The 18462-nt window shown below is 64.1% G+C and carries 18 protein-coding genes; 8 read left to right on the forward strand and 10 right to left on the reverse strand.

The window, feature by feature from the left end:
- Nucleotides 1–165: 165 nt before the first annotated feature.
- Nucleotides 166–2067, forward strand: coding sequence for a potassium transporter Kup (locus J2X56_RS24620; RefSeq protein WP_134221000.1), 1902 nt, complete (start codon nucleotides 166–168; stop codon nucleotides 2065–2067).
- 79 nt (nucleotides 2068–2146) lie between these two features.
- On the opposite strand, the gene J2X56_RS24625 is transcribed toward J2X56_RS24620, so the two are convergent.
- On the reverse strand, nucleotides 2147–2614 hold the full coding sequence (locus tag J2X56_RS24625) for an Lrp/AsnC family transcriptional regulator (protein ID WP_083859554.1): 468 nt from the start codon (nucleotides 2612–2614) through the stop codon (nucleotides 2147–2149).
- 139 nt (nucleotides 2615–2753) lie between these two features.
- On the opposite strand from J2X56_RS24625, the gene J2X56_RS24630 reads away from it, so the two are divergent.
- The 5 genes from J2X56_RS24630 to J2X56_RS24650 all read left to right on the forward strand — a co-directional run bounded on the left by J2X56_RS24630 (nucleotide 2754) and on the right by J2X56_RS24650 (nucleotide 7339).
- On the forward strand, nucleotides 2754–3797 hold the full coding sequence (locus tag J2X56_RS24630; protein WP_310163517.1) for an ornithine cyclodeaminase: 1044 nt from the start codon (nucleotides 2754–2756) through the stop codon (nucleotides 3795–3797).
- Complete coding sequence (gene rocF, locus J2X56_RS24635; protein WP_310163519.1) at nucleotides 3794–4702, forward strand: arginase; 909 nt, start codon at nucleotides 3794–3796, stop codon at nucleotides 4700–4702. The genes J2X56_RS24630 and rocF overlap by 4 nt, the downstream gene beginning before the upstream one ends.
- A 212-nt stretch (nucleotides 4703–4914) precedes the next feature.
- A complete protein-coding gene (locus J2X56_RS24640) occupies nucleotides 4915–5694 on the forward strand; it encodes a basic amino acid ABC transporter substrate-binding protein (protein ID WP_121037266.1) in 780 nt (259 codons plus the stop codon).
- A gap of 164 nt (nucleotides 5695–5858) precedes the next feature.
- A complete protein-coding gene (locus J2X56_RS24645; RefSeq protein WP_310163522.1) occupies nucleotides 5859–6611 on the forward strand; it encodes an amino acid ABC transporter permease in 753 nt (250 codons plus the stop codon).
- 5 nt (nucleotides 6612–6616) lie between these two features.
- A complete protein-coding gene (locus J2X56_RS24650) occupies nucleotides 6617–7339 on the forward strand; it encodes an amino acid ABC transporter ATP-binding protein (protein ID WP_034332173.1) in 723 nt (240 codons plus the stop codon).
- A 64-nt stretch (nucleotides 7340–7403) separates the two neighbouring features.
- Here the strand turns inward: J2X56_RS24650 and J2X56_RS24655 are convergent, their stop codons facing one another.
- The 3 genes from J2X56_RS24655 to J2X56_RS24665 all read right to left on the reverse strand — a co-directional run bounded on the left by J2X56_RS24655 (nucleotide 7404) and on the right by J2X56_RS24665 (nucleotide 9334).
- Nucleotides 7404–8249, reverse strand: coding sequence for a DMT family transporter (locus J2X56_RS24655; protein ID WP_209569959.1), 846 nt, complete (start codon nucleotides 8247–8249; stop codon nucleotides 7404–7406).
- Nucleotides 8246–8941: a methyltransferase domain-containing protein gene (locus J2X56_RS24660; RefSeq protein WP_310163524.1), complete on the reverse strand. Its 696-nt coding sequence runs from the start codon at nucleotides 8939–8941 to the stop codon at nucleotides 8246–8248. The genes J2X56_RS24655 and J2X56_RS24660 overlap by 4 nt, the downstream gene beginning before the upstream one ends.
- Before the next feature lie 135 nt (nucleotides 8942–9076).
- Entirely contained in the window at nucleotides 9077–9334 is a 258-nt protein-coding gene (locus J2X56_RS24665) for a DUF3567 domain-containing protein (protein ID WP_034332163.1), read from the reverse strand.
- A gap of 89 nt (nucleotides 9335–9423) precedes the next feature.
- On the opposite strand from J2X56_RS24665, the gene J2X56_RS24670 reads away from it, so the two are divergent.
- Nucleotides 9424–9753: a hypothetical protein gene (locus J2X56_RS24670; RefSeq protein WP_204726254.1), complete on the forward strand. Its 330-nt coding sequence runs from the start codon at nucleotides 9424–9426 to the stop codon at nucleotides 9751–9753.
- 66 nt (nucleotides 9754–9819) lie between these two features.
- Here the strand turns inward: J2X56_RS24670 and J2X56_RS24675 are convergent, their stop codons facing one another.
- The 6 genes from J2X56_RS24675 to J2X56_RS24700 all read right to left on the reverse strand — a co-directional run bounded on the left by J2X56_RS24675 (nucleotide 9820) and on the right by J2X56_RS24700 (nucleotide 16292).
- Entirely contained in the window at nucleotides 9820–10569 is a 750-nt protein-coding gene (locus J2X56_RS24675) for a response regulator (protein ID WP_134137614.1), read from the reverse strand.
- Nucleotides 10570–10736: 167 nt separating this feature from the next.
- Complete coding sequence (locus tag J2X56_RS24680) at nucleotides 10737–13013, reverse strand: ATP-binding protein (protein ID WP_121037251.1); 2277 nt, start codon at nucleotides 13011–13013, stop codon at nucleotides 10737–10739.
- Complete coding sequence (locus J2X56_RS24685) at nucleotides 13010–13639, reverse strand: DUF4390 domain-containing protein (RefSeq protein ID WP_227022836.1); 630 nt, start codon at nucleotides 13637–13639, stop codon at nucleotides 13010–13012. The genes J2X56_RS24680 and J2X56_RS24685 overlap by 4 nt, the downstream gene beginning before the upstream one ends.
- On the reverse strand, nucleotides 13636–14955 hold the full coding sequence (rsmB, locus tag J2X56_RS24690) for a 16S rRNA (cytosine(967)-C(5))-methyltransferase RsmB (protein ID WP_121037248.1): 1320 nt from the start codon (nucleotides 14953–14955) through the stop codon (nucleotides 13636–13638). The genes J2X56_RS24685 and rsmB overlap by 4 nt, the downstream gene beginning before the upstream one ends.
- A 292-nt stretch (nucleotides 14956–15247) precedes the next feature.
- Nucleotides 15248–15592 carry a DUF1840 domain-containing protein gene (locus J2X56_RS24695; protein ID WP_039790503.1) on the reverse strand — a complete coding sequence of 115 codons (345 nt, stop codon included), beginning with the start codon at nucleotides 15590–15592 and terminating at the stop codon, nucleotides 15248–15250.
- A gap of 172 nt (nucleotides 15593–15764) precedes the next feature.
- Nucleotides 15765–16292, reverse strand: coding sequence for a hypothetical protein (locus tag J2X56_RS24700; RefSeq protein WP_134137610.1), 528 nt, complete (start codon nucleotides 16290–16292; stop codon nucleotides 15765–15767).
- A 140-nt stretch (nucleotides 16293–16432) separates the two neighbouring features.
- Here J2X56_RS24700 and J2X56_RS24705 point away from each other — a divergent pair, with 140 nt between their 5' ends.
- A complete protein-coding gene (locus tag J2X56_RS24705; RefSeq protein ID WP_134137608.1) occupies nucleotides 16433–18439 on the forward strand; it encodes an OPT family oligopeptide transporter in 2007 nt (668 codons plus the stop codon).
- Nucleotides 18440–18462: the final 23 nt, after the last annotated feature.

Genomic DNA, 18462 nt, shown 5'->3' on the forward strand with positions numbered 1-18462 from the left:
CGCGCAACGTCAGGGTGACGTCTGCGGCATTTTGAGCGCACCACGGGTAGAGTGCGCTAAAGTACGCGTCCTGCCCGGACAGTGGCCAGCCCTCCCCGCCGAGGGTGGCGTCTGCCCCCAGAACCTGTCCGCCGGCACTCTATTTGAAGAAGCAAAGGGAGCAAGATGGGTTCATCTCATACCAATTCAGGCCTTTCCCTCCGGTCGACCAAATTCCACCTGATTACCCTGGCCGCGCTGGGTGTGGTGTTCGGCGATATCGGTACCAGCCCGCTGTACGCATTGAAGGAATGTTTCAGCCCCGACCACGGCATCGCGTTTTCTCCGGGCGCGGTGCTGGGCATCATCTCGATGCTGTTCTGGTCGATCTCCATCGTGGTCACCATCAAGTACGTGATGTTCGTGCTGCGCGCCGACAACAACGGCGAAGGCGGCGTGCTGGCGCTGATGGCGCTGTCGCTGCGCTCAGCCATCTCAGGTTCGCCGCGCGCCAAGCTGCTGATGATGCTGGGCGTCTTCGGTGCCTGCATGTTTTATGGCGACGTCGTCATCACGCCGGCCATCTCCGTGCTCTCGGCGGTGGAAGGGCTGGAGATCGCCGCGCCGAGTACGGCGCATGCGGTCATTCCGCTCACGCTGGTGATCGTGGTGATCCTGTTCCTGATCCAGCGGCATGGCACCAGCGTGGTGGGCCGCTTCTTCGGGCCGGTGATGTTCCTGTGGTTCTTCTCGCTGGCGCTGCTGGGCCTCTACAACATCGTCAAGGCACCGGAAGTGCTGGTGGCGATCAACCCGTATTACGCCGTGCATTTCATGGCCGAGCATTCGCTGCAGGCCTTCATCGTGCTGGGCTCGGTGGTGCTGGTGCTGACCGGGGCCGAGGCGCTGTATGCCGACATGGGCCACTTCGGCATCAAGCCGATCCGCTACGCGTGGCTGTTTACGGTCATGCCGTCGCTGCTGATCAATTACTTCGGCCAGGGCGCCAACCTGATCGCCAATCCGGATGCGATCAAGAATCCCTTCTACCTGATGATCCCCGATCCGCTGGTGCTGCCCATGGTGGTGCTGGCCACCTGCGCCACCGTGATTGCGTCGCAGGCGGTGATCTCGGGGGCCTTCTCGCTGACCAGCCAGGCCATCCTGCTGGGCTTCGTGCCGCGCATGCGCATCCTGCATACCTCCGAGGATGAACAGGGCCAGATCTACATTCCCCTGATCAACTGGATGCTGCTGGTGCTGGTGGTCGCTGTGGTGCTGGCCTTCAAGAAATCCGACAACCTGGCCGCCGCCTATGGCGTGGCCGTGACCACCACCATGGTGATTACCACCATGTTGCTGGGCGTGGTGATGCGCCACATCTGGAAGTGGCGCATGCCGGCCGTGGTGGTGGCCATCGGCTGCTTCATGGTGGTCGACGTGGCCTTCTTCGCGGCCAACCTGCTCAAACTTACCGAGGGTGGCTGGTTCCCGCTGGTCATCGGCGGCGCGGCCTTCTTCCTGCTGATGACCTGGTACTCGGGCCGCATGCTGCTGCGCATGCGCATCAAGGACGACGGCATTCCCATCGAGCCCTTCATCGAAGGCCTGCTGGCGCATCCGCCGCATCGCGTGGGCGGGACCGCCGTCTTCATGACCGGCAACATCGCTACCGTCCCGGTCGCGCTGCTGCACAACCTGAAGCACAACCGCATCCTGCATGAGCGCGTGTTCTTCCTGAAAATCAGCATCTGGGACGTGCCTTACGTGGCCGACAGCGAGCGCCTGACCATGAAGGACCTGGGCGGCGACGTCTACCTGCTGCGCGCCGCCTTCGGCTTCAAGGAAGCACCGGAAGTGCAGAAGGTCATGACGCTGACCGAGCAGCAGTTCGGCCATCACTTCGACCTGATGGATACCTCCTTCTTCCTGGCGCGCGACACGGTGGTACCGAGCAAGCTGCTGGGCATGTCGCTGTGGCGGGAGCGCCTGTTCGCCTGGATGTACCAGAACGGTGCCAAGCCGTCGGACTTCTTCCACATCCCGGCCAACCGGGTGGTGGAGCTGGGCACCAAGGTGGAGATCTGAGCGGTATAGCACACGCCGCGTGATGCAGAAACAGGGCCGTCCTTCGGGGCGGCCCTGTTTTTTTGTGGAGTGCCCGGACCTATCGCGGGGGCAGGGTGATGGGCAGTGGCGAGGTCGGCTTGACCTCTTCCAGGCAGATCATGGAGCGCAGCCCGGCCACGCCGGGGACCTGCATCAGGCGGTCGGTGAGGAAGTGCGACAGGCTCTTGAGATCCTGCGAGACCACCTTGAGCAGGTAATCGAAGTCGCCCGAGATGGTGTAGCACTCGACGATTTCAGGAAAGGCCTTGATCACCTTTTCCACTGCGCGCACCTGCTTGAATTGCGCCCGGTCCAGCGACAGCGAGACAAAGGCCGTGACATTGAGTCCGACCTCGGCCGGTGCCACCAGGGCGGCATAGCGGCGGATCACGCCTTGCTCCTCCAGCGCACGCACGCGCCGCATGCACTGCGGTGGCGAGAGGTGGATGCGCTCGGCCAGGTCGACGTTGCTGATCTGGCCGTCGGCTTGCAGCAGTTCCAGGATCTTGATGTCGATCTTGTCCATGAGATTCATCGCCACGAAATAATATTTCGTCATCATGGCAAATCATGACGAAAAACGAAAGCCTGTTTCGCTTCGTTGTGGATAAGATTTCATCCATCGCCACTGCCGAGGCAGCCTTTGCACAAGAGGCTGATGCATCATGGTCAAGTACATCGGAACGTCGGACCTGCAAGCCTATCTGGCCACGCATCCCTTGCCGGAGGTGATCGGCGGCATGGTGCAGTATCTGCGCGAGGACTTCCTGCGCTGGCCGCAATTCGACAAGAGCGCGCGCGTGGCCAGCCACTCGGCGCGCGGGGTGATCGAGCTGATGCCCATTTCGGATGGACGCTGGTATGCCTTCAAGTACGTCAACGGCCATCCCGCCAATACGGCGCAGGGTTTGTTGACGGTTACCGCCTTCGGTGTGCTGGCCGAGGTGGCCAGCGGCTATCCGCGCCTGCTCTCGGAGCTGACCTTGACGACGGCCTTGCGCACGGCGGCGACCTCGGTACTTGGGGCGCATCACTTGGCGCGCCCGAACAGCCGCAGCATGGCGCTCATCGGCAATGGTGCCCAGGCGGAGTTCCAGGCCATCGCTTTCCATACTCAGCTGGGCATCACGGAAATGCGGCTCTTCGATGTCGACCCGGCCGCCACGGACAAGCTGATGCGTAATCTGCGCGATTGGCCTGCATTGCGGCTGATCCGTGCGCGCAGCACGGCCGAGGCGGTGGCGGGGGCCGACATCGTCACCACCGTGACCGCCGACAAGCGCCGGGCAGTGATCGTGCATCCGGACATGATCGAAGCGGGCATGCACCTCAATGCGGTCGGCGGCGATTGCCCCGGCAAGACCGAACTGCATCGCGGCGTGCTGGAGAAAGCGCGCGTGGTGGTGGAATTCGCACCGCAATCGCGTATCGAAGGGGAAGTGCAGCAGATGCCGCCGGACTTTGCGGTGACCGAACTGTGGGAAGTGCTGGCCGGCAAGGCAGCAGGCCGCCGCGATGCCCATGAGGTGACGGTCTTCGATTCGGTCGGTTTCGCGCTGGAGGATTTCTCGGCGCTGCGCTACCTGGATGACCATATCGATGCGCATCATGCGCAGCAGATCGATCTGGTCCCCGTACTGGACAACCCCAAGGACTTGTATGGCTTGGCCATCCCCGTTCTTCCCTACAAGGAGCAGGCAAACGCATGAACAAGATCAGGATGATGGGCGCCCCCACCGATGTGGGCGCCAGCCGCCGTGGTGCCTCCATGGGACCGGCCGCCCTGCGCGTGGCCGAGCTGCAGCGCAGCCTGCAGCAGCATGGACTGGACGTCATCGATGGCGGTGACCTGGGCGGTCCGGCCAATCCGCAGCAGCCGCCGGTACAGGGCTTGCGCCATCTGGAACAGGTGGTGCAGTGGAACCAGGCCGTCTTCGATGCCGTATCGGGCAGCCTGGCCGAGGGTGAAGTCCCGCTGCTCATGGGCGGCGACCACGCGCTGGCGGTCGGGTCGATCACTGCCGTGGCGCGTCACTGTCGCACGCATGGCAAGGACTTGCGCGTGCTGTGGCTGGATGCCCATGCCGATGCCAACACCAGCCAGTCCACCCCGACCGGCAATATCCACGGCATGCCGGTGGCCTGTCTGCTGGGGATGGGGCCCGAAGCGCTCATTCGCCTGGGTGGGCAGACGCCGGCCATGCAGCCGCAGCAGATCTGCCAGATCGGCATCCGCAGCGTCGACCGTGAAGAAAAGCGCCACCTGCGCGAGCTGGGCGTGCGCGTCTTCGACATGCGCCACATCGATGAATACGGCATGCGCGCCACCATGCAGGAGGCGCTGGCCGGCATGGGCCCGGAGACCCATCTGCATGTGAGTTTCGATGTGGATTTCCTCGATGCCGCACTGGCTCCCGGCGTGGGCACGGCCGTGCTGGGCGGGCCGACCTATCGCGAGGCGCAGCTGTGCATGGAAATGATCGCCGATACCGGCCGCCTCGCTTCACTGGATGTGATGGAATTGAACCCGGCCTGCGATGTGCGCAACCAGACGGCGGAGGTGGTGGTGGACCTGGTCGAAAGTCTGTTCGGAAAATCCACACTGATGCGCTGAGTTTGGCTGATGGCTCTCATCGTCTGCAATTGGAGGTTGAAGGATTGCGGGCAATGCCCGATCATTCAGGGTTTTGTCGCGTCCGGTGGGCGGGTGCAGGGTAATGTCCCCGTATTCCCGCGTGCCGGGAAGCGCTCGCACGCCGGGGGCGACAGCGGGGTGCGCACGCATCTTGCTCTCCCGGATTACTCCTCCGTCAGAAAGAAGTCATCATGTCTCTCAAGAAATTCTTCACCGTGGCCGCCAGCGCGCTGGCCCTGTCCTGTGCTGCCGGCAGCACCTTCGCAGCTGACCAGACCTACGTGGTCGGCGCCGGCGGTACCTATCGCCCCTTCGAATTCGAAACCCCGAAGAAGGAACTGGTCGGCTTCGACATCGACCTGATCAAGGCCATCTCGCAGGCCTCCAACTTCAAGATCCAGCTGGTGAGCACGCCCTGGGAAGGCATCTTCGCCACCCTCGGCCAGGGTGACCGCGACATCATCATCTCCGGCATCACCATCACCGACAAGCGCGCCCAGATGGTCGACTTCTCGCTGCCGTACTTCCCGGCCGAACAAGTCATCATCACCAACGCCGATGCCAAGATCGCCTCGCTGGCCGACCTGAAGAAGACGCAAGTGGCCGTGGTCAATTCCACCGCCGGTGACATCGTGGTCTCCGAAGAACTGGGCAAGGCCAGCACCGCCATCCACCGCTTCGACAACACCGTGCTGATGCTGGAGGAACTGTATCGCGGTGGCGTTGATGCGGCCGTGGGCGATGTGGGCGTGATCAAGTTCTACATCAAGAGCCATCCCGAGAAGAAATTCAAGGTGGTCGGCGACACCAAGTTCGTGCGCCAGTACTTCGGCATCGCCGTCAAGAAGGGCAACAAGGAACTGCTGGACAAGATCAACGCCGGCCTGAAGCAGATCGTCGCCGATGGCACCTACGCCAAGATCTACAAGACCTGGTTCGACGGCGAAGTGCCGACCCTGCCGCTGAAGTAAGCCTTCCGGTGCACCGGCCCAGGGGCCGGGCACTCGCCTGAAAGCGCCGCCCCGTGCCGTCTTGCGGGGTGGGCTGCTGGTGTTGCCGGGTTCGCCGGTATCGCCTGTTCCGCTTTTTTCCGCTTCTCCGCTTTTCTCAACACCTCCGTTTGAACGGATTCATCATGCATTCCTTCTTCCAATGGGAAATCATCGGCGAATACGCGCCGCTGTTCGTCGAAGGCACCTGGATGACCCTCAAGGCCGCGATCATCTGCGTGATCGCCGGCACCTGCTGGGGCCTGGTGCTGGGCGTGGGCCGCCTGGCCGAAGCACGCCATGGTTTATGGAAATATTTCCTGTGCTACTGCGTGCAGTGGCCGATTCGCTTCTACGTCAGCTTCCTGCGCGGCACGCCGCTGTTCGTGCAGATCCTGCTGATCCACTTCGCGCTCATGCCGATGCTGATCAACCCCAGCGGCGGCCTGATCCTCTCGGGTGATCTGGCGCGCGAGATCCGCTCGCACTACGGTGCCTTCGCTTCAGCGGTGCTGGCCATCACGCTCAACTCGGGCGCGTATGTGTCGGAAATTTTCCGCGCCGGCATCCAGTCCATCGACCGTGGCCAGAGCGAAGCCTCGCGCTCGCTGGGCATGAGCTACCTCGGCACGCTGCGCCGCGTGGTGCTGCCGCAGGCCTTCCGCCGCATGCTGCCGCCGCTGGGCAACAATGCCATTGCCATCGTCAAGGATTCCTCGCTGGCCTCGGCCATCGGCCTGGCTGAACTGGCCTATGCGGCGCGTACCGTTTCGGGTGCCTACGCGCGCTACTGGGAGCCGTACCTGACCATCTCGGTGATCTACTGGGTCATCACGCTGGCGCTGGCGGCGCTGGTACGCCATCTGGAAGCACGTTACGGCAAGGGAGATGCACGATGAGCACGATGATCAAGGTCAATCAACTGCAGAAGCGCTTCGGCCAGGCGCACATCCTGCGCGGCATCGATTGCGAGATCCGCGCCCGCGAAGTGGTGTGCGTGATCGGGCCCTCGGGCTCGGGCAAGAGCACTTTCCTGCGCTGCCTCAACGGACTGGAAGAAGTCAGCGATGGCGACATCTTCATCGAAGGCGTCAAGCTCAATGACCCCAAGGTCAACCTGAATGCCTTGCGCGCGGAGCTGGGCATGGTGTTCCAGCGCTTCAACCTGTTCCCGCACATGACGGTGCTGGAAAACCTGATCATGGCGCCCATGCAGGTGAGGAAGCTGTCGCGCCGCGACGCGGTCTTGGTGGCCGAGAAGCTGCTGCAGAAGGTCGGCCTGCTGGACAAGATCGATGCCTTCCCCAACCAGCTTTCCGGCGGCCAGCAGCAGCGCGTGGCGATTGCCCGCGCGCTGGCCATGGAACCGAAGGTGATGCTGTTCGATGAACCCACTTCCGCGCTGGACCCGGAACTGGTGGGCGAAGTGCTGACCGTCATGAAGCAGCTGGCCGAAGAAGGCATGACCATGGTGGTGGTCACGCACGAGATGGGTTTTGCGCGTGAAGTGGCGGACCGGGTCTTCTTCATCGACCAGGGCGTCATCATGGAAGAAGGTCCGCCGCAGCAGGTGCTGGGTGAACCGGTCCATGAGCGCACGCGCGATTTCCTGCGCAAGGTGCTGTAAGCCATCACGCAGTGCGCCGCAAACGAGAACGCCGGGAGCAATCCCGGCGTTTTTCGTTGCAGGCTCAGTGATGCGCCCCAAGCACGATGGCTCCTGCCGCAATGACCGCACAGGACAGCACGCGCCGCAGCGTCAGCTTCTCGCCCAGGAACAGCGTGCCGATCAGGAGCGCAAACAGCACCGAGGTCTCACGCAGCGCCGAGACCATGCCCATGGGGGCGAGCGTCACGGCCCAGATCACGATGCCATAGGCCAGCAGCGACATGACGCCGCCCGCCAATCCGATCCAGGTGTCCTTGTGCGAGAGCACCACCGGCGAGCGTCCATGCTTGTACTGGTAGAGCAGGGCCAGCGGGATGCTGTCGGCGACGAACAGCCAGCCCGCATAGGCGATGGCGTCGCCCGCCAGCCGCGCGCCGATGCCGTCGGTGATGGTATAGGCCGCGATGAAGGCTCCGGTCGCCAGGGCTGCCAGCGGGCCGGACAGGTGCTCGCGCCGGCGCATGGCGCGCAGGTTGGCCAGGCTGACGATGCCCAGCGAGACCAGGGCGATGCCGATCACCGTATAGATGCCCAACTGCTCGCCTGCAAAGACCGCCGCCCCCAGCGCCACCAGCAAGGGTGAGGAGCCGCGCGCAATCGGATAGGACTGGCCGAAGTCGCCAATGCGGTAGGCGCGGATCAGGAACAGGTTGTAGCCGGTGTGCAGCAGGCCCGAGAGCAGGATGTAGAACCAGCTCTCCGCTTGCGGCCACGGTCGCCACAGCACCAGCGGGATCGCGCCCAGCCCCGCGCCCAGGGTCATGAGCGAGAGTGACGCCAGGCGGTCGTGGCTGCTTTTGAGCAGGGCGTTCCAGGAAGCGTGCAGCAGCGCAGCGGCCAGGACCAGGGCGATGACGGGGAGCGTCATGCGCGGCGGTCCGTCAGTGCCTGCGCATCCAGATCGGCTGCGACGCGCCACAGCGTGTGGCCTGAGGCGAGATATTTGCGCTCGAAGGGCGTGATGGGCTGATCGGGTTGCCAGGCTTCAGTGCGGAAAGTGCCGCCAGATAGCTGGTTCAGGGCCGAAGTGAATTCTTCGACATAAATCTGCCAATTGCTGCGGCATTCCAGCTGTCCACCCAGCGCCACGATGAAGGGAAACACCGGATGGCCCTGCCAGCGCCGGGCCAGGTGGCCGATCTTGGGCCAGGGATTGGGGTAGAGCAGGTAGTGCCGCGCCGGCCGCAGCCCGGTTTCATGCGCCAGCCGCCAGTAATCGACCAGGTCGGCGCGCACGAAGCAGAGATTCGCCGGTTCCGGACCATCCCAATGCGTGTTGCGGGCCAGGCGGTCGGCCGACTGGTCGATGCCGATGACGAAATGATCCGGGTAGCGCGCCGCCAGGTGCAGCGTCGACAAGCCCACGCCACAGCCGGTGTCGAGGATCAGCGGCGGCTCGCCTGCGGCGCGCCAGGCCGCCATGCTGGCATCGAAGGCGCGCTGGTTGTAATCGGTGACGGGTTTGCGGAACGGATGGGCGGGATCGGCGTGGCGCGCCACCAGGGTGGCCAGTTGCTCATGCACGCCGGTCTGGGCGCTGCTGATGGGGGATGAATTCACGACAAGGTGGTCAAGGCGGCAAAACGCCATTTTAATGGACGTCGCGTGCGCGCCGCTGATGGCAAGCTGACCAAAAGAAAACGCCGCGCGGGGGGCGCGGCGTCATTGCCTGTAAAGCGGGAGTGCTTGACCCGATCAGTGCAAGGTCATGGGATGACGCATCATCACGTCGTAACGGCTCAGGAAGTTGTCGATATCGTCCATGGTGGGTTCGGACGCGATCAGTTCCTGGACATCCTTGCGGAACAGTTCGGCCGCCGGGCCATCGATGTAGATTTCACGCTGGCCGGACTTGTCCATGATCTCGTAGCCGCCGAAGCGCAGGGCTTCGTGGTCGGAATCGGCACCGAATTCGACGACGCTGTACTGCTCACTGTTGTAGATCAGGTTCATAGTGACTCCTTATGCTGGAATACTGCTTCGAAAAGGAAGTGGCGCCTTCACCGTAAATTTCAAGACCCTTCACCTGGGCCGCGCCTCGTGTGCATCTCTGCTACTTCGATACAGCTCCCTCGGGCAACGCCGCGTCGCTTGCGTTCCTGAGTCTGTTGACGGCAGTTTGTCCGAAAAACTTTGATGCCTGCCGTATTGCCTTTCCGCATGCACGAAATCTTGCATGTTTCTTCATGATGCACCGTCACCTGCAGAAGATAGATGACAAGCCCGCCTGGAAGTTCATCGCGTTGCAGCAGGCCGGGTTGCGGCCTGGCAAGCCTCATCACGCCTTCAGCATGCCGCTGTCGGACGTAAAAGAACATCAGGAAATTTCTGACGCCGCCACACCCCTGTGGCGGACTGCCCCCAAAACGTGATCAGACTACCAAAAGAAACGGGACCGCGCTGCGATCCCGTTGTCCTAGTATTCATGCCGGTGCGGCTCAGTGATTCTTGCGCGCCAGCTTGCCCGGTTCCACGCCGAGCTGCTTGAGCTTGCGGTAGAGGTGGGTACGTTCCAGGCCGGTACGTTCGGCCACGCGCGTCATGCTGCCGTTTTCGCGCACCAGGTGGTATTCGAAGTAGGCGCGCTCGAAGGCATCGCGGGCTTCGCGCAGCGGCAGGTCGAAGGAAATATTGGCGGCATTGTCGGCCACCTGTCCGAAGGGTGCCGCGGCCGGCGTGCCGTGATGCAGCGGTTCGCTGCCCAATGCGGGCGCGTAGGTGGCCACCGGGGCGACGTGTTCGGGGGTGTGCAGGCCGTCGGCTGCACCATTGGCCACGGCGGCCACCGGGGCCGGGCGATAGCTGGCCGGACGCACCGCTTCGCGGCTGTGTGACAGCCCTTGCTGCACGGCCTTGAGCAGCTTTTGCAGCGCGATCGGCTTTTCCAGGAAGTTCAGTGCGCCGATGCGAGTGGCCTCGACGGCAGTGTCGATGGTGGCGTGGCCGGACATCATGATGACCGGCATGGTCAACAGGCCATCGCGTTGCCATTCCTTCAGGAGCGTGACGCCGTCGGTGTCGGGCATCCAGATGTCGAGCAGCACGAGGTCGGGGACTCCGGCCTGGCGAAGCTCGCGTGCCTGCTGCGCGTTTTCCGCAGTGGTCACGACATGCCCCTCATCGCCCAGAATTTCTGAGAGCAATTCGCGGATACCCATTTCGTCATCGACGACCAGGATGTTAGCCATGTGCTGCTTTCCTCGCTGCTAGTTCATTGTCCAAGTTTTCGATCTTGTTCCGGGCCGGCGCGCTCGACGCGGCGTTAGCGAGCGTGCCTTGATGAACTGCCGGGTCCCTCCCGGCGACTTGCTGTCGAATCTTGACCCTGGGGACGGTTTCCTGAGAAAACTGTCTCTTAATCAATAGGTGCTAACTTTACCAGCAAAATTACAATTTTTGCGCCTCGGCCATCGGTCCGATTCTGGATATCGATGCGACCGCCATGTTCCTCGACGATTTTCTTGACCATCGCCAGTCCCAGGCCGGTCCCTCTGGCCTTGGAAGTGACGTAGGGTTCGAAGGCACGCGCCAGGATGGTCGGCGAGAAACCGGGACCGTTATCCATGATCGACAAACGCACGGCCGGCCGGCGCTGGCCGTCGGTGCCGGCGATGTCGATCTGTTCGGTCAGCACGTCGATGCGCGGCGCGCTTTGGCCGTCATCGGTCACGGCATCCTGGGCATTCTGCAGCAGGTTGTGGATGACCTGGCGCATCTGGGTGGCGTCGCCCATGACCTTGCTCATTACCGGGGCCAGGCGCGCATGGATCACGTCGCGGCCATCGCCGGCCAGGTAGAGGTTGAGGATTTCCTCGATCAGGGCATTCAGATCGAGCGCCACCGGCTTGGCCGGCGGGGTCTTGGCGTAGTCGCGGAAGTCGTCGACCATGCGCTTCATGGCGGTGACCTGGTTGACGATGGTGGTGGTGCCCTTGTCGAGGATGGCGGCATCGGCCGGCATGAGCTTGTCGGCCAGGCGATGCTGCAGGCGTTCGGCGGAGAGCTGGATGGGGGTCAGCGGATTCTTGATCTCGTGCGCCAGGCGGCGCGCCACCTCACCCCACGCAATCGAGCGCTGGGCCGAGATGACGTTGCTGATGTCATCGAACACCACCACGTAGCCGACGCCGTTTTCCACCGGCAGGTGCGAGCCACGCGCCAGCAAGGTCAGCTTGTCATGGTCGGGCTTGCCGCCTTGCTCGTCACCGGCATCCAGCACCGCGCCGGGCTGGCGCGACAGTTCGAACTGCCGCTGCCAGTGCAGGCCGTCGGCCCCTTCGCTGCTGTGCTGGGCCAGCTGTTCGGAGAAGGCGCGGATGACTGCCTGGGCAAACGGTGCCTGGCTGTCGATGGTTTGCAGCGGCGTGCCGATGTTGGCCGAGAAGTCGTAGCCCAGGATGCGGCGCACCGAATCGTTGGCGCTGACGATGTTGAATTGCCCGTCCAGCACCATCACCCCGGCCGACATGTTGGCCAGCACCGATTCCAGATAGGCCTTGGCGTTTTCCAGTTCGGCCCGGTTCTTTTCGACGGAGGTGCGCGCTTCCAGCAGCTGGCGCGTCATGGTGTTGAAGGATTGGGTCAGCGTGCCCAGCTCATCCGAGGTACTGACGATGGGGCGCGGCGAGAGGTTGCCTTCGGCCACCGCCTTGGTACCTTCGGCCAGCAGCAGCAGTGGCTTGGCGAGGTCGCTGGCGATCAGGAAAGCGCTGGCGATGGCGGCGAAAATGGCCAGCAGCAGGGTCAGGGTCAGCGTCACCAGATAGATCTTGCGCAGCCCCGAGCGCGACACGGAACGTTGCTGGTACTCGTTGTAGGCCAGGCGCAGCGTCTCGGCGTTGGTGGCCAGATAATCCGGGACCGGCTGCAGGATCTGCAGGTAGCGCGTTTCATTCTGCAGCGACAATCCGCGGCTGGGAGCCGGAACCAGCACCACCACGTGCAGCCGCAGGTTGCCGTCGGTATCGGAGCCGCTGGGGGGGCGGGTGTCATCGCTTTCTACCGCCGAGAAGGCACGCGAGACCCGCGCCTGGCGCATCGCCTGGCTGCTGGGCAGGATGGGCGTGAGCGAGCCGATGGAGCCGCCCACCGTACTCATCACCTGGCCATTGGCGTTGACGATGGTGATCTCCATGTTCTGGTCGCGCTGGCGCGAAAGGTAGGTCACCTGTTCGGAGTCGCTCATGTCGGAGAGCTCCTGGGCCATGCCGCGCGCCCGCGAGACCAGGTCCGACAGCGAGGAGTCCAGTGCATTGCGGCCCAGGTTCAGGCCCGATTCCAGCGCCGCTTCCATGCGCACGTCGAACCAGGATTCGATGGAGCGCGACACGAACTGCACCGACATCAGATAGATCACCGCCCCCGGCACGATGCCCACCAGGGCAAACATCAGCACCAGCCGCGCCAGCAGCTTGGAGCCGAACTTGCCGCGCCGGTAGCGTTTGTAGAGCCGGCCCAGCAGCAGCAGCACCAGGCCCAGCAGCGAAATGGCCGCCAGGCCGTTGAGGAACAGCAGCCACGGATAGTGCTGCTCGAAGAGGGCGGAATTCTCGGAGGCCGACGCCAGCAGGAACAGCAGGACACTGATGACGCCCCCGCCGACCACCAGCAGATAGCGTAAGGTGCGGCTCATTCGGGTTTGTAGTTGAATTCGATCCAGTCGGAGGACAGCCGCCAGTCATTGTTGTTGAGCGCGTTGACCTGGAAGGGCTTGGGCAGCTGCGCCACGTCCAGCCGCATGCGCAGGCCGACATGGTAAGTCTCGCCGGCCTTGAGCGTGTTGTTGTCGGCGATGATCCAGCGTGGCGGACGGCGGATCAGGGTCAGCGCGTCGTCCAGGTTGGTGAAGCTCTGCTGCAGCTGGCCGCTGATGGCGGTGTGATATTGCCGCGTCAGCACGTTGTAGGACAGGCGCAGGGTGCGGGTGGCCGCGACGCTGGTCTCGTCGAACCAGTACCAGCGCCGCCGGGTCAGTTGGACCTCGGTGGTGAAGTACAGGGGCACGCCGCGCGAGAGCGCATCTTCCAGGCCGCGATTCAATTCGAAGTCATAGGACACCGAGAGCCGGTAGCCTTCGTCGCTGGCTTCGATGGCGGCCTGGTTGACGGTGATTTCAGCAGCCTGGACGGCCAGAGCGGAACAGGCCAGCAGCAGCGCCAGCAGCCATTGCAGCGCCGCGCGCAGCAGCCGCGGGAAGCCGGCATCGCGCGGGCGTGCGGACGTGGAAGTGGGGAAGGGGGCCGATTGCGTCAAATTCATGCACCAGGTTTTTGGAACAGCGCATAGAACAGGCCATCGTGATCGGCATCGGCACCGGCGGTCGGCAGCAGTTGACCTGGAGCGGGCAGCCGGATGGCATGGTTTTTCTGCGCGAAGGCGATCGCTTGCTGCTCCGATTCCTGGGGCCACAGCGAGCAGGTTACGAGCAGCAATTTACCATCCGGTCGCAGCATCTGCCAAAGCTTGTCCAAAATTTGCGCGGAAAGTGTTGCAAGCTGCGCGGTGTCGGTCTTGCGGCGCAGCCAGCGGATATCCGGGTGGCGGCGCACGATGCCGGAGGCGGTACAGGGCACGTCAGCCAGGATGCGGTCGAAGCCCTGGCCATCCCACCAGCCATCTTCCCGGGCATCGCCGGTGATCAGTTGCGCCTTGAGCTGCAGACGGTCCAGGTTTTCGGCGATGCGCTGCAGGCGGCGCGGATCGTGGTCCAGCGCCTGCAGTTCGATGTCGGCCAGTTCCAGCAGGTGGCCGGTCTTGCCGCCCGGCGCGGCGCAGGCATCGAGCACGCGCATGCCATCAGCTACCTCCAGCAGCGGCGCGGCCAGTTGGGCCGCCGCATCCTGCACCGAGACCACGCCCTCGGCAAAGCCGGGGATCTGTTGCACCGGGACCGGCTTGTCCAGCCGCACCGCGTAGGGCCCGACGGCACGTGCGCCGATGCCGGCCTGCTGCAGGGTGGACAGGTACTGTTCCACGCTGGCGCGGCGGCGGTTCACGCGCAGGGTCAGCGGCGGTGGCTGGTTGCCGGCGTGCAGGATGGCCTGCCACTGCTCGGGATAGGCGCCCTTGAGGCGGTCGATCCACCAGGTCGGATAATTCCAGGTGCCAGGCGGGGTCTTGGTGGCCTGCGGCATGAGCGTCGCGCGTTCGCGCAGGAAGCGGCGCAGGATGGCATTGACCACGCCCTTGGCGAAACTCATCTCCTGGCTGATGGCGGCGGCCTCGACGGCCTGGTCCACCACGGTGAAGCTGTCGTAGCCCGCGTCTTCTTCATTGACCAGCAGTGCCAGGGCCGTCACCAGCAGGCCGTGCAGGACCTCCGGTTGCGGTGGCTTGTTGGCCAGCAGGCCCAGCAGGCTGTCGCTCAGCCCCAGGCTGCGCATGGCGCGATAGCTCAGGTCCTGGATGGCACCGCGTGCCGGCGGCGGGGCGTCGCTGCGGGAGAAGATCTGCGCCAGTGCCTGCGGCAGGGCGTGGCCGGCGCGTACGGCGGCCACTGCCTGGGCGGCATAGGCCAGCTGATAGGCCAGGGAATCGGCCTTGGCACCGGGAGGGAGGAGAGAAATCTGGATCACGTCTTTGCTGGCTCGGAAGATAAGGCGGCACCCCGTATTGCAACCCGGCAATGGTCGGAGCAAGGGGCGCGGGCCGCCAGTGTACCAGCGGCCAATGGTGCTCACACCTGCGCGATGCATTTTGGGTGGTGCAAGTGTCGGTCCGGCACGGCAGAATGCCGCCCGACAAGGACAAACGGCCGCCGCGGTGGATGTTCGCGGCAGCCGTTCGGCGCGGGTATGTCAGGGTGATGCAGGCAATCAAGCGTCAGGAAGTGTCAGGAGCGCAACGCGTCCGGGCTTCCTGCAGGCATCAGACGCCCCACAGGATGTCGTAATTGCCCTTCTTGGCTTCGCGCAGCATGTCCAGCAGCGGATAGGCGCGTGCCGAGAAGCTGACCGGCTCGATCTTTTCGTGGTTGTGGTCGTCGACGTCGGCGTTGTGGTGGGCGTTGACGTCACGCGCCAGCGCTTCGGCCGCTTCATGCGACTTGCTGGCGTTGATCTGCTGTTCCAGCAGAGTGATGGCGTCACCGGCCTCGGCGGCGGTGATCACGCCACGGGCAGGATCCTTGTGCAACAGGTCCAGAATGGGTTTGGCGTGCGACTCATACATCACCACATCGGCAGCCGCTTTTGATTTGAAGGTAATCAGCATATTTCCTCAGGGTCTTTGATTGATAACGTTTTTTGGGCAGGCCCGCCAAGGCGGGCGCGCTGGAAATGCGCTGCAGACTGCATCCGCATTTCTGCGGGAATGCCTGTTTGGAGAGTCAGGCAGGACAAGAATACCCCGGTAGCCGGAATATTGTCATCCGGCTCGGCCCCGCTCAGGTTGGTTTGAAAGAGCTGAAAAAGGTTTCAATATTTTCCTCGGTGAAGGCCTTTAGTTCCCCCACGATGAGAATCTGGTACACCCGCCGCTCACGCACCGCCAGCCGGGCGACCAGCCGCAGAGGGCGGCCGCGGGACACGCCCCGCGCGTCCAGGTCCAGCGTGCGCGCCAGGCCCGTGGTCTTGCCCGGCCACACCGGCGTGCCCTGCGGCTGGCCGCCGATGTTGTTGAGCAGGGCGGTGCGCATTGCCTCCAGCGCCCGGTTGGCCGCGGCCGCATCGGGCAGTTCGGCCGTTCCCACGGCGAAGGTGAGGCCGTCGACTTCGGCGGCGGTCATGCTCATGTCGACCTTGGGGCCGTCCAGGTCGACCGGGCGCGTCACGCTGGCCGGCTTGGCGGGCAGGAGCACCACGAAATGCGCGCCGTTGTCGCTGGCTTCACGCCAGTTGTAGCGCGGAGAGCAGGCCGCCAGGCACAGGCAGGCCAAGGACAGCAACAGCAGGGCAGGGCGGAGGCGGCGCATGGGAAGGGTCCGGAACGGGGAGAGGGGCATCATATCAAAGCCGGTTTGAGGCACATATGAAGCAAATACCGCGATTGTCCGATGGCCGTACGGCAATTCTTGCGGTATAAGAACGCATCGAAACGGAACCCTTTCCCGATATGAACCAAGATAACCAAACCGGCCTGCCGGAACTGACCCTGCGCGGGATGCTGCTGGGCGCGCTCATCACGGTGGTCTTCACCGCCTCCAACGTGTATCTCGGGCTGAAGGTCGGCCTGACCTTTTCCTCGGCGATCCCCGCAGCGGTGATCTCGATGGCGGTCTTGCGCCTGTTTTCCAATGCCAACATCCTGGAAAACAACATGGTGCAGACCCAGGCCTCGGCGGCCGGCACGCTCTCCTCCATCATCTTCATCCTGCCCGGCCTGGTGATGATGGGCCACTGGCAGGGCTTCCCCTTCCTGCAGACGCTGGGCATCTGCGCCGCCGGCGGCATGCTGGGGGTGATGTTCTCCATCCCGCTGCGCCGGGTGATGGTGGTGCAGAGCGCGCTGCCCTATCCGGAAGGCGTGGCGGCCGCGGAGATCCTGCGCGTGGGCAGCGCCGACGCCGAGGGCGGCGAGGAAACCCGGCGCGGTCTGCGTGACATCCTCTTCGGCGGCACAATTGCAGCAGCCTTCAGCGTGATCGCCAGCGGACTGAAGCTGTTTGCCGAAAGCATCAGCCTCTGGTTCACCGCCGGTGCTTCGGTGGTCCGCCTGACCATGGGCTTCTCGCTGGCCCTGGTGGGCGCGGGCTACATGATTGGCATCGTCTCCGGCATCGCCATCCTGATCGGCCTGGTAATCGCCTGGGGTGTGGCCGTGCCTTATCTCACCGCCGTCACCCCGCATGCGGCCGATGTCGCCCTGTCGGACTTTGCCAACGGATTGTGGAAGAGCCAGGTACGCTTCATCGGTGCCGGCATGATCGGCGTGGCTGCAGTGTGGACCCTGGCCACCCTTTTCAAGCCCATGCTGGAAGGCGTGAAGGCCTCGCTGTCGACGCTCTCGCGCCGTCAGCAGGGCAGCACCGAGCGCACTGACCAGGATATGTCGCCGCGCTGGATCATCGTCATCAGCCTGGCCATGATTGCGCTGCTGGCGGTGGTGTTCGCGTCCTTCCTGTCCGAAGCACCGGTGTCGCCTGCGCTGTTCATCGGGCTGATCGTCTATGCGGTGGTGTTTGCCTTCATCTTCGGCTTCCTGGTGGCGGCGGCTTGCGGCTACATGGCCGGGCTGATCGGCTCCTCGTCCAGCCCGATCTCGGGTATCGGCATCGTGGCCGTGATCCTGGTGTCGGTCCTGCTGCTGGTCTCGGGCGCAGTCGATCCGCTGCTGGCCACGCCCGAAGGCAGCAAGCTGGCCATCGCGGTGGCGCTGTTCGTCACCGCGGCCATCATTGCGGTGGCGGCCATCGCCAATGACAACCTGCAAGACTTGAAGACCGGCCAACTGGTCGGCGCCACCCCCTGGCGCCAGCAGGTGGCGCTGCTGGTCGGTTGCGTGGTGGGCGCGCTCATCATCCCGCCGGTGCTGAACCTGCTCTACAACGCCTATGGCTTCACCGGTGCCCTGCCGCGCGCGGGCATGGATGCAGCCCAGGCCCTGGCGGCTCCGCAGGCGACCCTGATGACGGCCATTGCCACCGGTATCTTCACCCGCGAGCTGAACTGGACCATGCTGGGCGTCGGCGTGGCGCTGGGCATCGTGCTCATCGTGATCGACTGGCTGCTGGCCCGCCGTGGCGGCGTGGCGCGCTTGCCGGTACTGGCCGTGGGCATCGGCATCTACCTGCCGCCGATGGTCAGCAGCGCCCTGTTCCTGGGGGCGGTCCTGGGCTGGCTGATCGAACGTGCACTGCGCCGCCGGGCACTGGCCGCCGGTGCGGATCTGGAAGCCTATGCCGACAAGCCGCGCCAGCGCGGCATCCTGGTGGCCTCAGGCCTGATCGTGGGGGAAAGCCTGGTGGGTGTGCTGCTGGCCGCCATCATCGGCTTTACCGGCAAGGATGCACCGCTGGCCGTGGTGTCGGGGGCCTTTGAATTGACCGGGCAGTGGCTGGGCCTGGTTGCGCTGGTGCTGGTGCTGATCGCGTTTGCGCGCCGCATCCTGCCGTCACGTTGACGTTAGCGGGAATGCGCTGCTGG

The organism is Herbaspirillum sp. 1173, from assembly GCF_031455335.1.
GTDB classification, from domain to species: Bacteria; Pseudomonadota; Gammaproteobacteria; order Burkholderiales; family Burkholderiaceae_D; genus Herbaspirillum; species Herbaspirillum huttiense.

Bases quoted from the DNA above. Each gene is read 5' to 3' on its own strand.
- J2X56_RS24620 (WP_134221000.1), top strand. From the start codon at position 166: ATGGGTTCATCTCATACCAATTCAGGCCTTTCCCTCCGGTCGACCAAA.
- J2X56_RS24625 (WP_083859554.1), bottom strand. From the start codon at position 2,614: ATGGACAAGATCGACATCAAGATCCTGGAACTGCTGCAAGCCGACGGC.
- J2X56_RS24630 (WP_310163517.1), top strand. From the start codon at position 2,754: ATGGTCAAGTACATCGGAACGTCGGACCTGCAAGCCTATCTGGCCACG.
- rocF (WP_310163519.1), top strand. From the start codon at position 3,794: ATGAACAAGATCAGGATGATGGGCGCCCCCACCGATGTGGGCGCCAGC.
- J2X56_RS24640 (WP_121037266.1), top strand. From the start codon at position 4,915: ATGTCTCTCAAGAAATTCTTCACCGTGGCCGCCAGCGCGCTGGCCCTG.
- J2X56_RS24645 (WP_310163522.1), top strand. From the start codon at position 5,859: ATGCATTCCTTCTTCCAATGGGAAATCATCGGCGAATACGCGCCGCTG.
- J2X56_RS24650 (WP_034332173.1), top strand. From the start codon at position 6,617: ATGATCAAGGTCAATCAACTGCAGAAGCGCTTCGGCCAGGCGCACATC.
- J2X56_RS24655 (WP_209569959.1), bottom strand. From the start codon at position 8,249: ATGACGCTCCCCGTCATCGCCCTGGTCCTGGCCGCTGCGCTGCTGCAC.
- J2X56_RS24665 (WP_034332163.1), bottom strand. From the start codon at position 9,334: ATGAACCTGATCTACAACAGTGAGCAGTACAGCGTCGTCGAATTCGGT.
- J2X56_RS24675 (WP_134137614.1), bottom strand. From the start codon at position 10,569: ATGGCTAACATCCTGGTCGTCGATGACGAAATGGGTATCCGCGAATTG.
- J2X56_RS24680 (WP_121037251.1), bottom strand. From the start codon at position 13,013: ATGAGCCGCACCTTACGCTATCTGCTGGTGGTCGGCGGGGGCGTCATC.
- J2X56_RS24685 (WP_227022836.1), bottom strand. From the start codon at position 13,639: ATGAATTTGACGCAATCGGCCCCCTTCCCCACTTCCACGTCCGCACGC.
- J2X56_RS24695 (WP_039790503.1), bottom strand. From the start codon at position 15,592: ATGCTGATTACCTTCAAATCAAAAGCGGCTGCCGATGTGGTGATGTAT.
- J2X56_RS24700 (WP_134137610.1), bottom strand. From the start codon at position 16,292: ATGCGCCGCCTCCGCCCTGCCCTGCTGTTGCTGTCCTTGGCCTGCCTG.
- J2X56_RS24705 (WP_134137608.1), top strand. From the start codon at position 16,433: ATGAACCAAGATAACCAAACCGGCCTGCCGGAACTGACCCTGCGCGGG.